Here is an 11,290-nt window from a genome sequence, read left to right as displayed (position 1 = left end):
GTCACCTGCCCCGGGTGAACGAGGAGTTGGGTTGGGATGACGTACTGGTACGAGGGGCCGCTGGCCGCCTTCGACACGGAGACGACGGGCGTGGACGTCGAGACCGACCGGATCGTGTCGGCCGCCGTCGTCGTCCAGGACGCGCCGGGCACCCGGCCGCGGGTCACCCGCTGGCTGGTGAACCCGGGGGTGCCGGTGCCCGAGGAGGCCACGGCGGTGCACGGGCTGACGGAGGAGCACCTGCAGCACAACGGCCGCTGGCCGGCGCCGGTGATGTACGAGATAGCCGAGCAGCTGGCGGAGCACGCGGCGATGGGCCGCCCGCTGGTGGTGATGAACGCGCCCTTCGATCTCACCTTGCTGGACCGGGAGTTGCGCCGGCACCGGGCGTCGTCGCTGGACCACTGGTTCGAGTCGACGCCGCTCAGGGTGCTGGACCCGCGCGTGCTGGACAAGCACCTGGACCGCTACCGCAAGGGCCGCCGCACGCTGACCGACCTGTGCGAGCACTACGGCGTGACGCTGCAGGGCGCGCACGACGCGGCGGCCGACGCACTGGCCGCGCTGGACGTCGTACGCGCCCTGGGCCGCCGTTTCGCGACCCGGCTGGAGCGCCTGTCCCCCGCCGAGCTGCACGCCCTCCAGGCGGGCTGGCACGCGGCGCAGGCCCGCGGGCTCCAGGCCTGGTTCGCACGCAGCGGCTCGGAGGAGATCGTCAGCACGGACTGGCCACTCAGGCCGGAGCTGCCGGCGGCGGCGTGAGCCCGCTGAGCACGCAGAAGGCCGGTCCGCTGCTGCGGACCGGCCTCTCCCGGTGGGCGATACTGGGTTCGAACCAGTGACCTCTTCGGTGTGAACGAAGCGCTCTCCCACTGAGCTAATCGCCCGGGAACGCACTGAACAATACAGGTCCCGGCGACGATCCTTCAAACCGCTTGCAGATGGCGCAGCAACCCGCGCCGCCCGGACCGCATCATCAGGCGGTGGTTGGCGCGGAAGACCGGGCGGCCGGGTACGGCGAGCCGGCGGAGCAGCGGCTTGTGCACGTGCACTTCCTGGTCGTAGCGGGCCAGGGTCCCGGAGCCCTCGGCGGTGACCGTCCAGCGCGCCCAGCCCTCGATGTCACCGGAGAGGGTGACCTCCAGCACACCGGCGTCGGCGTCGGGGTGGATCCGCCGTGCCGTGAAGGTCATGTCGTACGGCAGGACCGACCGGATGGTGATCACCCCGGTGTCCTCGTCGAGCCTCGTCACCGAGCGGACCTGCGGCCACCAGCCCGGATAGTCCTCGGGCCGCTCCAGCACCGCGTACACGGCGGCGGGCGGGGCGGGCAGGGACCACAGGCTGCGGAAGCGGTAGTGGGTCCAGTCCATGGGAGGAGTCTGCCCCGGCCGGGCGGGGATCTGAGTACGCGTACTCATGCACCGCGCCGTACGCCGGGGCAGACTCTGTGGGCGAGCGCCGCCGCCCGTGCGACGGCGCTCCCCCAGCTCGGCCTAGGGCATCCGGTCACCGAGCAGCGCCAGGTTCTCGATGGCCGCGAGGCCGTAGAGCGCGGTGTCGTTGCTGGACACCCAGCTCGCCACTCGATGGTGTCGGCACCGGAGGGGTGCGGGGTGATCTCGCCGAGGACGCCCGCCTTGGCGGTGTCGGCCTCGTACTGCGCGATCTCCTTGTTGACCGGGTCCGTCGGCTTGTACGCGTCGTACTGCTCGGTGCCGGCGAGGATGCCCCGGTCGTAGCCCATGATCTTGCCGACCTCGGGGTCGTGGACCATGAAGTCGATGAACCGGGCGACCTCCTTGGGGTGGGAGGTGTGGGCGGAGGCGCTGAGCATCAGGGAGGCGAGGTACTGGCCGGTGTGCTTGCCGTCCGTGGTGGGGATGGGGGCGAGGCCGTAGGTGCTGTTGCCCTCGCTCTCGTAGCGGACGGTGAAGTTGTCCCAGGTGAACTCCGAGGCGCCGTGGCCGGCGGAGAGCGAGGACTTGGGGCTGTCCTGCTGGACGACCTTCGGATCCGTGACGATGCCCGCCTTGACGCGGTTGTAGCCGTCGGTCCACCACTCCGTCAGATCGGCCTTGTCGAAGCCGAGTCCGTCCTTGGTGTAGAACGCCTTGCCGTTCTGGCGGAGGTAGAGGTCGTACAGGTACATGATGGTGAAGTAGCCGGTGTCCCCGGGGACCTTCGTCCTGTCGCGGACGGTCTTCAGATCCTTGAAGTAGTCGTCCCAGGTCCATCCCGTGTGCGGCTCGACGCCGGCCTTCTCGAACACCTTCTTGTCGACGACGAGCGCCATGGTGTTGGAACCGACGGGAATTCCGAGCTGTTTTCCGTCGACCTCGCCGACCTTCGTCACGCCGTCGCGGAAGTGATCCAGGGTCAGATTGCCTGCCTGCACCTGGGACTTGAGGTCGAGGAGAATTCCCCGCTTGTCGTACTTCCGGAGAAAGGTGACGGCATTTTGGAAAACATCCGGGGGATTTCCGCCGGCGGCCTGGGTCTGGAACTTCTCCCAGAAGGACGCGTAGGTCTGGAAGTCGGTCTTGACCTTGATCTTCGGGTACTTCTTCTCGAAGAGGGCGATGGTCCGGTTGATCTTCTCGGCCCGCTCCTCGGCGCCCCACCAGGAGTAACGGATCGTCACCATCCCATCCCCGGAACCGCTTCCGCCGTCACACCCGGTCGGCGCGGCGAGCCCGAGCGCGACCGCGGAGGCCCCGGCGGCCTTCAGGATCGTTCGCCTCTCCAGATTCCTGCTGGTTCCCATGGTGGGGCCCTCCCGCAGTGTCGTCGCCGCCTTCATGAATCGTTTCAAGTAAGCGCTTGCTGGCACAAGTGACGGAGGGGCTCGGGGTGCGTCAATGAGTCGGACAGGATTTTCTTCGGGGCGGGGCGGGCGGTGGAGCCGACCTGTCGGCCGTTCGCGCAGGTGAGCGGGGTACGACCGACGGACCGAACGGGACGGACACGGTGAGCGGGAGTCAGCCGGGCGGAGCGGCGAGCCGGTCGGGCGGCCATGCGGGTGCGTGCCAGGCCCTTCACGTTCGGGTCTCCGCGAAGACGGCCCGGTGCTCACCCCCGCCTGCGAGCGACACGCAGCCGCAGGTGCGGGGTGGCGGCGATGTGCGAGCCGTCGTGAGGACCACGAAGCGGGTCAGGGCCAGGTCGATGCCCTGGCCCCCGTGAACGGGCGGAAAGGCGTCCGGCGCGGCCGGGCACCACGACGAAGGCGACCCGATACCGGTCGGACCGGTCCTTGACCAGCGCACCGACGACGGTGCGGACGGCAGACCGCGGTCCACTTCACCCGCACGTCGCCCGATCTTCGGCGGCAGCCCCAGCCGCCCGTTGCCCAGCGGCTTGAACCGGTCCGAGGAGGGCGGACCGGGCGGTCTCCGGTCGCCCTTGCGGGAGGTGCGCCTCGCAGGTGTCGCCGCGGCGCCGCCCCGCGCGCTTGCCGGTGCTGGAGTCCTCGTGCGCCTTGCACGGCTTGTCGAAGTCCCGGAGGGTCTGCGTTCGCCGGCGCCTTGTTCCCCTGCTCGTGGGGCCACACCTCGGTCGAGCGGCCGCCGGAGCGGCGCCCGCCGCGATGCCCTGCGGGTGGCCTGTTGCGACAGGAGAGCCGCCGACGGTTCGCGCATGGGTGCGGGGGCGCATACGCCGACGGCCCACCTGCTGTCTCGCAGGTGGGCCGTCGGTCCGGGTGGGCGATACTGGGTTCGAACCAGTGACCTCTTCGGTGTGAACGAAGCGCTCTCCCACTGAGCTAATCGCCCGGGCGCAGGAAGAACATTACCCCATGTCAGGGGGTGCCTCCGACCACAGGCCGGCGCGGCGGGCGACCGGGCGGCGGGGCCGCGTCACTGATCCTTGATCTTCCACGGCATGACGAGGCCGAACTGCCCCACGTAGATCCCGACCAGCACGGCCACGATCACCAGCCCGATCGCGGTCAGTGTGATGTTGCGGCGGCGCACGCGGGGATCGAGGGCCCGCTGGGCGGCCTCGGTGACCTTGCGCTTGGTCCAGCGGAGCGCGAGCTGAGCCCAGACGAACTCGGTCGCCCAGATCGCCATGCCGCCGAAGATCACCACCCAGCCGGGTCCCGGCAGCGGCAGCATGACGATGCCGGCGACGACCACCGCGAGGCCGACCACGAAGACGCCGACCTGCCAGCTCAGGTGCAGCAGCCGGCGGGCCCTGACGAATTCCGGCGCCCGGGAGCCGAGCCCGTCACCGGTCCCACGCCCGTTGTTGTGCCCTGGTTCGCGCCGGTCCGTCCTCGCCCTGTCCGCCGCCATGACGACCTCACCCGGCTCGTCACTCCCCGTATTCATACAGACAAACCCTACCGGAGTGAATCCAGTCACCGGAATGGTCGTAGATCTCGTACGAGTTCTCGGCCGGAAGAGTTACGTAAAGACACGCAAAACCCTCAGAGGGGTTTACAACGGCATCGTAGGTGGCATGTCGATTTCGCCGACGTGCGAATCCCCGAGCGCACACTGAGCGAAAGGCCCTGGCGCTTATGAACACCACGGTCAGCTGCGAGCTGCACCTGCGCCTCGTTGTGTCGAGCGAGTCCTCCCTGCCTGTCCCCGCAGGCCTGCGGTACGACACGGCCGACCCCTACGCCGTGCACGCCACCTTCCACACCGGAGCCGAGGAGACCGTCGAGTGGGTGTTCGCCCGCGACCTCCTCGCCGAGGGGCTCCACCGGCCCACCGGAACCGGCGACGTCCGTGTCTGGCCGTCGCGCAGCCACGGTCAGGGCGTCGTGTGCATCGCCCTCAGCTCCCCGGAGGGGGAGGCCCTGCTCGAGGCCCCGGCGCGGGCCCTGGAGTCCTTCCTGAAGCGAACCGACGCCGCCGTGCCGCCCGGCACGGAGCACCGGCACTTCGATCTGGATCAGGAGCTCTCGCACATCCTGGCGGAGAGCTAGGTCGCGGCCGAAAGCAGCCCGGCGCCGTCCACTCGGGGAGACGGCTCGGGCCAAGACAACCGCATACGGCACAGCCCGGCGCCGTCACCGTGAGCGATTCACGCGCGACGGCGCCGGTCTGTGCCCGAAGGTTCGTCGTGGCCATGACCTACGCGCGCCGCCCCGGGCGGGAACCACCCCGGGCGCGGAGGCGTTCTACGGGCAGCGAGGTCCGGCGGAGGCCGGTGCGGTGGGCGGGGTTGTCGCTACCATCGGCCACCATCGGCGGGCGTCGGCCCGACCCCCAGGCCAGGGAGCGAAACGTGCTGATCACCCACGACACCCGGTGCGCCCTCGACACCGTGGTGGATCTGGTGAACACCGCGCCGGAGGACGACGCGGCGGCCGACGGACTGCCCGATGTCCCGGCGCTCGCGGATTTCGTACGAAACCACGAGATCAGCGATGTGGGTGTGCTGTCGGAGTTCGATCTCTCGGCGGTGCGCAGGGTCCGGGGGCGCTTCGCGGCGATCTTCGCCGCGCCCGACGCCCGCTCCGCCGCCGGGCTGATCAACGAACTGGTCGCCGCGGCGGGCACCACCCCGCGCCTGACGGACCACGACGGCTACGACTGGCATGTGCACTACTTCGCACCCGGCGCCTCCGTGGCCGACCATCTCGCCGCCGACTGCGGGATGGCGCTCGCGTTCTTCGTGGTGGCCGGGGAGCAGGAGCGACTGCGGCGCTGCGAGGCACCGGACTGCCGGCGCGCCTTCGTCGACCTCTCCCGCAACCGCTCGCGCCGTTACTGCGACAGCCGCACCTGCGGCAACCGGCTGCACGTGGCCGCGTACCGGGCGCGCCGCAAGGAAGCGACGGGGTGATCGCTCGGGAGAGCACCGCAGGGGTTGCTGCGGGCGCCGGGTGGGGGTGCGTTGCGGCTGGCCGCGCCCACGCTGCCGGCGCATCGCCGTCGGCCGGAGGCCTGGGCGACGTCGGTCCCGGCGGGTGGCGCCGGGACGGACGTGTACGGCTCACAGCAACAGCAGGTCGTGCAGCGCAGCCATGAGGAGCAGACACCCGATCACCGCAAGGAAGATCATCAGCGGTGGCTGGGATAGGGCGAAGAGGCACCCGCGCGGCTCGTCCTTCGGCGGCGCGGCCTCGCTCTGTCTCGTGTCCAGCATCTCGCCGCAGATCATGGCGCAGGAGAGGCCCCTTGCGCGATCAACACACCCGCGTTATGCGGGAGTTGCCGTATAACGCGCCGTACCGTCCGACTTGCTTCGGGTTGTGAACGCTTCCGGACGTCCGCACGACGCTCTGTGTCGTTTCAGTCCGAGAGGGTCACTCCGGGCACGGCGTCATATGCCGTGCTTCTTGAGGATGGCCTCGATGTCGCTGAAGTCCTCGGTGGAGCCCTTGGCACGCGGGGCGGCGGAGCCCGTCGCGGGCCGGGTGCCCGGGCCCAGGGAGGGCGCCGAGGCCCCCGGGGCCACGGCCTCGGACCGGTCGCCCCCGGCCGCCCTGCGCTCGGCGCGGGTGCCACCGCGCCGGCGTTCGACCGCCCGGGTGCCCGCGAACAGGAGCCAGGCCGCGCCCAGCACCCCGAAGCCCGCCCAGGCGGTGGGGCTGAAGGCGGTGTCGGCGAGCCAGCCGACGACCCCGGTCATCACCAGGCCGACCGGCACCAGCGAGTAGGCCGCGATGCGGGTCGCCGCGAGGAAACGCCTGCGGTAGGCCGTGACCACCGCGATGCCCAGGCCCGCCGCGGACACGGCGGAGCAGACGGTCTCGGCAATCATCCGGTCCTCCTGGCGGGCTCGGTCGGGTGGAAGGCAGGTCCGGCGAACGCGGCACACCGGCACGGCGCACCGCCTCCGTCCCCTCCATCCTGCCCCTACCCGTCCTCGCGATGCCACGCCCCCGCGGGACATCAGGGACATCTCCGGGTCGTCTCCTACCGGAGTGCCGGTGCGGTCCCGTACGGCCCGTGCCGTCCCGATTGGGTCGCCCGCGTCCGGCCTGGAAGACTGGTCGTCATGAGCGACTCCTCCCCTGCACGCACCGATGCCCTGGTCCTCGACGTCTGGTGCGAACTGCAGTGCCCCGACTGCCGCACCGCCCTGGACGACGTCCGCGCCCTGCGGGCACGCTACGGCGACCGGCTGGAGCTGCGGCTGCGGCACTTCCCGCTGGAGAAGCACCAGCACGCCTTCGCCGCCGCGCAGGCCGCCGAGGAGGCGCTGGCGCAGGGCAAGGGCTGGCCGTACGTGGAGGCCGTGCTGGGGCGGGTCGAGGAGCTGGACCGCAGGGGCGAGCCCCTCCTGGTCGAGGTGGCCCGTGAACTCGGCCTGGACGCCGAGGAGTTCGACACCGCGCTGATCGACGGCCGGCACATCCTGATCGTGGACGCCGACCAGGCCGAGGGCAAGGCGATCGGGGTGACCGGCACGCCGACGTACGTCATCGGCGGCGAACGCCTCGACGGCGGCAAGAGCCAGGAGGGGCTGCGGACGCGCATCGAGGAGATCGCCGACCGGCTGCTGGGCGAGCAGGACGCCTGACCCTTCGGGGACTCCTACAGCAGGGGCTTGGCGAGGACGCGGACCGTGGTCTCGTAGCCGAGCGACTCGTACAGCCGCTCGGCCGGGGCGTTGCCCGCGAACACATTGAGGCCGAGGACCGGCCGGCCGGCCTCGATCGCCTGGCGCTCGGCGAGGAGCATGAGCGTACGGCCGTGTCCCCGGCCGCGGTGGGCCGCGTCGGCCTCGACGTCGAACACATGGGCCCGGCCGTCCTGCAGGGCGACCCACAGGATGCCCACCCGGACTCCCGCGTGCTCCAGGACACTGAACAGCATGCCCTCGGTGTGCAGCCCGTCCGGAAGCATCCTCGCGTGGCCCTCGCGGACCCTGGCGCGGGTGTCCGCCTCCGGGAGTCCCAGGTCGATCCACACCCGGGCGTAGCGCTCGCTCTCGTAGTGACGCCACGCCTCGAACTCCGCCTCGGTCATCGGCCGCGCACTGCTGCCCGGCGGCAGCGCGGGCGGGGTGGCGCCGAGGCGCTTCTCCATGCCGCGGTTGCGCAGGGTGTAGCCGAGGGTGCCGAAGAGCCGCAGGGCGATGTCGGCCGAGGCGGGCACGCGGGCCTCGATCTGCGTGCAGCCCCAGCCGCGCGCGACCTCCTCGGCGGCGAGTGCGGCCACCGTGCCCCGGCCGCGCCGCCGGTCGGGCTCGTCGATCCGCAGGTCGATGACGCGGGCCACCGACTCGCCGAGGGACGGCGAGGTGCCGAGGTGGATCTCGCCGACGGGGCGGCTGTTCACGCACACCTGGTAGCGGCGGGAACGGGTGCCGTCGGGATGCTGCTGGAGCGGCTCGGCCGGCCGCAGGGTCGTGGTCATCAGGGGTGTTCTACCCGTTCGGACGACTCACGTCAGCCCGGTTTTCCCGGCCGTCACGGGTCCAGGTCCTGCCCGGAACGCTCGTCGAAGATCTGCATCGCCTTGGCGGTCACCGGGCCCGGGGTGTCGGACAGCTCGCGGTCGTCCACCCGGTGGACGGCCTGGATGTCGCGCAGGGTCGAGGTGAGGAAGACCTCGTCGGCGCGCTGCAGGACGTCCAGGGGCAGGTCGGTCTCCCTGGCGCCGGTCCACTCGACGGTGAGCGCGCGGGTGATGCCGGCAAGGCAGCCGGAGGCGACCGGCGGGGTGTGGATCTCGCCGTCGAGGACGACGAAGACGTTCGACCCGGTGCCCTCGCAGAGCTGTCCGACCGTGTTGCCGAACAGGGCCTCGGAGGCGCCGTGTTCATGGGCGCGGGCGAGGGCGACGACGTTCTCGGCGTACGAGGTGGTCTTCAGGCCGGTGAGGGCGCCGCGCTCGTTGCGGGTCCACGGGACGGTGATCACGGCGGTGGAGTCCGGGCGGCGGGTGGTCTCGCCGACGGCGACCACGAGGGTCGGGCCGTGCTCGCCGCGGTCGGAGCCGAGCGGGCCGTGGCCGCCGGTGTAGGTGATCCGCAGCCTGCCGAGCGGCATCGGGTTCGCCTCCAGGACCGCCGCGCAGGCCTCGCGGACCTCGTCCTGATCGGGGTCGGGCAGGCCGAGGCCCCGGGCCGAGCGGGTCAGCCGGTCCAGGTGCCGGGTGAGGGCGAACGGCCTGCCGTGGACCGCCTTCACCGTCTCGAAGATGCCGTCGCCGACGGTCAGCCCGTGGTCGAAGACGGAGACACGGGCGGACTCCAGGTCCCGCAGCCCGCCGTCCAGCCAGATCCTCATGCCAACACCCCTCCGCTTGCGTCGTACACCCCCGACGCTACCGCGAGCAGCCGGGACGCCTTCAGCTCGGTCTCCCGCCACTCGCCCTCGGGGTCCGAGCCCCAGGTGATGCCGGCGCCGGTACCGAAGCGCAGGGCGGCCTGGGCGCGGTCGATCCAGAAGGTGCGGATGCCGACGGCCAGCTCGCCCGTGCCCCGGTCGGCGTCGACCCAGCCGATGCCGCCGCAGTACGGGCCGCGCGGGGCGGTCTCCAGGGCCTCGATGATCCGCAGGGCGCTCGACTTGGGCGCGCCGGTGACCGAGCCGGGCGGGAAGGCGGCGGCCAGCAGGTCCGGCCAGCCGGCCCCGTCCCGGAGCTCGCCGCGGACCGTGGAGACCAGGTGGACCAGGCCGGGGTGCTTCTCCACCGCGCACAGGTCGGGGACGGTCACGCTGCCGGTCGCGCAGACGCGCCCGATGTCGTTGCGGACCAGGTCCACGATCATCACGTTCTCGGCGTAGTCCTTCTCCAGCAGGTCCGCCTCGGTGCGTCCGGTGCCCTTGATCGGCCCCGACTCCACGACACGTCCGTGCCGGCGCAGGAACAGCTCGGGCGAGGCGGTGGCGATCTCCACGCCGTGCTCGGGCAGCCGGATCGTCCCGGCGTACGGCGCCGGGTTCCCGCGGGCCAGCAGGGCGGTCAGGGCGTCGACGTCGGCGTCCGGGACGACCGGCGCGCTGAGCACGCGGCAGAGGTTGGCCTGGTAGACCTCGCCGGCCGCGATGTGCTCGCGTATCCGGCGGACGGCGGCCGTGTACGCGGCCCGGTCCAGGGAGGAGGTCCAGTCCTCCACCGCCGGGCCCCGCCAGCCGCCCGGCACCGGGGCGGGCACCGGCTCCTCGCGTACGTCGGCGAAGCGGGCGCAGGTCAGCCGCCCCTCGAAGTCCGCGCAGACGGCCCAGAAGCCCGCGGAGTCCAGGGCGGCCGGGTCGCTGGTCACGTCGAGCAGGCCGGTCGCGACGCGGTCGCCGAAACGGGCCAGGGCAGGGAGACCGGAAGGGTGGGAGAGCACGTGGTCGAGTCTAGGTCGGGTGTCCGACAGGTGGCCCCGGGATGTCCCGGAGCGGACTGTGACCACGGGGTCCGCCGGGGGCAGCGCAGCACGCTGCGCAAACGCGTTTTTGTACTGGCCCGGGAATCCGCTAGAGTTCAACACGTCGCCGGGACGCGGAAGCGGACCGAAACGACAAGCGGACGTAGCTCAGTTGGTAGAGCGCAACCTTGCCAAGGTTGAGGTCGCGAGTTCGAGCCTCGTCGTCCGCTCGAAGGAAGGGGTCGTCCCGATCCCCTACACTCCTGGTGGAGTGGCCGAGAGGCGAGGCAACGGCCTGCAAAGCCGTCTACACGGGTTCAAATCCCGTCTCCACCTCCAAGGACGATTAGCTCAGCGGGAGAGCGCTTCCCTGACACGGAAGAGGTCACTGGTTCAATCCCAGTATCGTCCACTGGATCTTCTCGCAGGATCCACGGGTCTTTTCGAAGATCCCCACCCGCGCGATTAGCTCAGCGGGAGAGCGCTTCCCTGACACGGAAGAGGTCACTGGTTCAATCCCAGTATCGCGCACTGTCCGTGACCCTCGGGTCACGGCCTGCGGACGATTAGCTCAGCGGGAGAGCGCTTCCCTGACACGGAAGAGGTCACTGGTTCAATCCCAGTATCGTCCACACACCAGAACGCCCCCGGTCGCGCGACCGGGGGCTTCTCCGTGTCCTCAGCTGGAGAAGAGCATGTGCGCCCAGCTCTTGTGGTGGCCGTGATGGTCGTAGTGTCCGTGGCCGCCGTGGTGGCCGCCGTGATGCCCTCCGTGCGGGGCGCCCCAGGCGGGCGCGGGCGGCGCCGGGTAGGCCTGCGGGGCGGGCTGGGACCACTGGGCCTCCAGCTGGGTCAGGGCCTCCAGCTCGCCGTAGTCGAGGAAGATGCCGCGGCAGCCGCTGCACTGTTCGATCTGGACGCCGCTGCGGTTGTAGGTGTGCATCGGCGCGTGGCACTTCGGACAATGCATGGTCGGCTCAACTCCTCGCCGGTCGGTCCCGCTTCGTGTTCTCCC

The 11,290-nt window shown here is 71.1% G+C and carries 13 protein-coding genes and 7 tRNA genes; 9 read left to right on the top strand and 11 right to left on the bottom strand.

What is annotated here, in order from left to right:
• The first annotated feature begins 36 nt into the window (after nucleotides 1-36).
• Nucleotides 37-762 (top strand): 3'-5' exonuclease, encoded by a 726-nt coding sequence (locus ACFYZB_RS09460; RefSeq protein ID WP_388756215.1) that lies wholly within the window; start codon nucleotides 37-39, stop codon nucleotides 760-762.
• 53 nt (nucleotides 763-815) lie between these two features.
• On the opposite strand, the gene ACFYZB_RS09455 is transcribed toward ACFYZB_RS09460, so the two are convergent.
• The 5 genes from ACFYZB_RS09455 to ACFYZB_RS09435 form a co-directional block, all read right to left on the bottom strand.
• A tRNA-Val gene (locus ACFYZB_RS09455) sits at nucleotides 816-887 on the bottom strand.
• 39 nt (nucleotides 888-926) lie between these two features.
• On the bottom strand, nucleotides 927-1,373 hold the full coding sequence (locus tag ACFYZB_RS09450) for an SRPBCC family protein (RefSeq protein ID WP_388756213.1): 447 nt from the start codon (nucleotides 1,371-1,373) through the stop codon (nucleotides 927-929).
• 44 nt (nucleotides 1,374-1,417) lie between these two features.
• Nucleotides 1,418-2,767: an ABC transporter substrate-binding protein gene (locus ACFYZB_RS09445; protein ID WP_388756210.1), complete on the bottom strand. Its 1,350-nt coding sequence runs from the start codon at nucleotides 2,765-2,767 to the stop codon at nucleotides 1,418-1,420.
• 937 nt (nucleotides 2,768-3,704) lie between these two features.
• Nucleotides 3,705-3,776, bottom strand: a tRNA-Val gene (locus tag ACFYZB_RS09440).
• Nucleotides 3,777-3,860: 84 nt separating this feature from the next.
• Nucleotides 3,861-4,337, bottom strand: coding sequence for a TIGR02611 family protein (locus ACFYZB_RS09435; RefSeq protein ID WP_388756207.1), 477 nt, complete (start codon nucleotides 4,335-4,337; stop codon nucleotides 3,861-3,863).
• Between the two features lie 191 nt (nucleotides 4,338-4,528).
• Between ACFYZB_RS09435 and ACFYZB_RS09430 the strand changes: the two genes are divergently transcribed.
• Entirely contained in the window at nucleotides 4,529-4,942 is a 414-nt protein-coding gene (locus ACFYZB_RS09430) for an SsgA family sporulation/cell division regulator (RefSeq protein ID WP_004002642.1), read from the top strand.
• Between the two features lie 302 nt (nucleotides 4,943-5,244).
• Nucleotides 5,245-5,805 carry a CGNR zinc finger domain-containing protein gene (locus tag ACFYZB_RS09425; RefSeq protein ID WP_351804428.1) on the top strand — a complete coding sequence of 187 codons (561 nt, stop codon included), beginning with the start codon at nucleotides 5,245-5,247 and terminating at the stop codon, nucleotides 5,803-5,805.
• A 150-nt stretch (nucleotides 5,806-5,955) separates the two neighbouring features.
• On the opposite strand, the gene ACFYZB_RS09420 is transcribed toward ACFYZB_RS09425, so the two are convergent.
• Together ACFYZB_RS09420 and ACFYZB_RS09415 are read right to left on the bottom strand one after the other, a co-directional pair.
• Nucleotides 5,956-6,108 (bottom strand): hypothetical protein, encoded by a 153-nt coding sequence (locus tag ACFYZB_RS09420; protein ID WP_165289388.1) that lies wholly within the window; start codon nucleotides 6,106-6,108, stop codon nucleotides 5,956-5,958.
• A 177-nt stretch (nucleotides 6,109-6,285) separates the two neighbouring features.
• Nucleotides 6,286-6,726, bottom strand: a complete 441-nt coding sequence (locus tag ACFYZB_RS09415; RefSeq protein ID WP_351211681.1) for a hypothetical protein — start codon at nucleotides 6,724-6,726, stop codon at nucleotides 6,286-6,288.
• A gap of 237 nt (nucleotides 6,727-6,963) precedes the next feature.
• On the opposite strand from ACFYZB_RS09415, the gene ACFYZB_RS09410 reads away from it, so the two are divergent.
• Nucleotides 6,964-7,488, top strand: a complete 525-nt coding sequence (locus ACFYZB_RS09410; RefSeq protein WP_351211683.1) for a DsbA family protein — start codon at nucleotides 6,964-6,966, stop codon at nucleotides 7,486-7,488.
• Nucleotides 7,489-7,502: 14 nt separating this feature from the next.
• On the opposite strand, the gene ACFYZB_RS09405 is transcribed toward ACFYZB_RS09410, so the two are convergent.
• From ACFYZB_RS09405 to ACFYZB_RS09395, 3 genes are read right to left on the bottom strand one after another with little or no spacing between them, the layout of a single operon-like run.
• The gene (locus ACFYZB_RS09405; protein ID WP_388756203.1) at nucleotides 7,503-8,327 is read right to left on the bottom strand and encodes a GNAT family N-acetyltransferase; all 825 of its coding nucleotides are present in this window, start codon (nucleotides 8,325-8,327) and stop codon (nucleotides 7,503-7,505) included.
• 53 nt (nucleotides 8,328-8,380) lie between these two features.
• On the bottom strand, nucleotides 8,381-9,202 hold the full coding sequence (locus ACFYZB_RS09400) for an aminotransferase class IV (protein WP_388756200.1): 822 nt from the start codon (nucleotides 9,200-9,202) through the stop codon (nucleotides 8,381-8,383).
• Complete coding sequence (locus ACFYZB_RS09395) at nucleotides 9,199-10,254, bottom strand: chorismate-binding protein (protein WP_388756198.1); 1,056 nt, start codon at nucleotides 10,252-10,254, stop codon at nucleotides 9,199-9,201. Before ACFYZB_RS09395 ends, ACFYZB_RS09400 begins: the two co-directional genes overlap by 4 nt.
• Nucleotides 10,255-10,432: 178 nt before the next feature.
• Between ACFYZB_RS09395 and ACFYZB_RS09390 the strand changes: the two genes are divergently transcribed.
• From ACFYZB_RS09390 to ACFYZB_RS09370, 5 genes are all read left to right on the top strand, one after another.
• Nucleotides 10,433-10,505, top strand: a tRNA-Gly gene (locus tag ACFYZB_RS09390).
• Between the two features lie 35 nt (nucleotides 10,506-10,540).
• Nucleotides 10,541-10,614 (top strand) — tRNA-Cys (locus ACFYZB_RS09385).
• 1 nt (nucleotide 10,615) lies between these two features.
• Nucleotides 10,616-10,687, top strand: a tRNA-Val gene (locus ACFYZB_RS09380).
• A 47-nt stretch (nucleotides 10,688-10,734) separates the two neighbouring features.
• Nucleotides 10,735-10,806 (top strand) — tRNA-Val (locus ACFYZB_RS09375).
• Between the two features lie 29 nt (nucleotides 10,807-10,835).
• A tRNA-Val gene (locus ACFYZB_RS09370) sits at nucleotides 10,836-10,907 on the top strand.
• A 47-nt stretch (nucleotides 10,908-10,954) separates the two neighbouring features.
• On the opposite strand, the gene ACFYZB_RS09365 is transcribed toward ACFYZB_RS09370, so the two are convergent.
• Nucleotides 10,955-11,245, bottom strand: a complete 291-nt coding sequence (locus tag ACFYZB_RS09365) for a zf-TFIIB domain-containing protein (RefSeq protein ID WP_351211691.1) — start codon at nucleotides 11,243-11,245, stop codon at nucleotides 10,955-10,957.
• Between the last annotated feature and the right edge of the window lie 45 nt (nucleotides 11,246-11,290).

Origin of the sequence: Streptomyces sp. NPDC001852 (genome assembly GCF_042891825.1) — a bacterium.
Taxonomy (GTDB): domain Bacteria; phylum Actinomycetota; class Actinomycetes; order Streptomycetales; family Streptomycetaceae; genus Streptomyces.
This window is presented reverse-complemented; position numbering and strand designations above follow the sequence as displayed.

Excerpts from the sequence above, each read along its gene's own strand:
- ACFYZB_RS09460 (WP_388756215.1), top strand. The coding sequence starts at position 37 with ATGACGTACTGGTACGAGGGGCCGCTGGCCGCCTTCGACACGGAGACG.
- ACFYZB_RS09450 (WP_388756213.1), bottom strand. The coding sequence starts at position 1,373 with ATGGACTGGACCCACTACCGCTTCCGCAGCCTGTGGTCCCTGCCCGCC.
- ACFYZB_RS09445 (WP_388756210.1), bottom strand. The coding sequence starts at position 2,767 with ATGGGAACCAGCAGGAATCTGGAGAGGCGAACGATCCTGAAGGCCGCC.
- ACFYZB_RS09435 (WP_388756207.1), bottom strand. The coding sequence starts at position 4,337 with ATGAATACGGGGAGTGACGAGCCGGGTGAGGTCGTCATGGCGGCGGAC.
- ACFYZB_RS09430 (WP_004002642.1), top strand. The coding sequence starts at position 4,529 with ATGAACACCACGGTCAGCTGCGAGCTGCACCTGCGCCTCGTTGTGTCG.
- ACFYZB_RS09420 (WP_165289388.1), bottom strand. The coding sequence starts at position 6,108 with ATGCTGGACACGAGACAGAGCGAGGCCGCGCCGCCGAAGGACGAGCCG.
- ACFYZB_RS09415 (WP_351211681.1), bottom strand. The coding sequence starts at position 6,726 with ATGATTGCCGAGACCGTCTGCTCCGCCGTGTCCGCGGCGGGCCTGGGC.
- ACFYZB_RS09410 (WP_351211683.1), top strand. The coding sequence starts at position 6,964 with ATGAGCGACTCCTCCCCTGCACGCACCGATGCCCTGGTCCTCGACGTC.
- ACFYZB_RS09405 (WP_388756203.1), bottom strand. The coding sequence starts at position 8,327 with ATGACCACGACCCTGCGGCCGGCCGAGCCGCTCCAGCAGCATCCCGAC.
- ACFYZB_RS09400 (WP_388756200.1), bottom strand. The coding sequence starts at position 9,202 with ATGAGGATCTGGCTGGACGGCGGGCTGCGGGACCTGGAGTCCGCCCGT.
- ACFYZB_RS09365 (WP_351211691.1), bottom strand. The coding sequence starts at position 11,245 with ATGCATTGTCCGAAGTGCCACGCGCCGATGCACACCTACAACCGCAGC.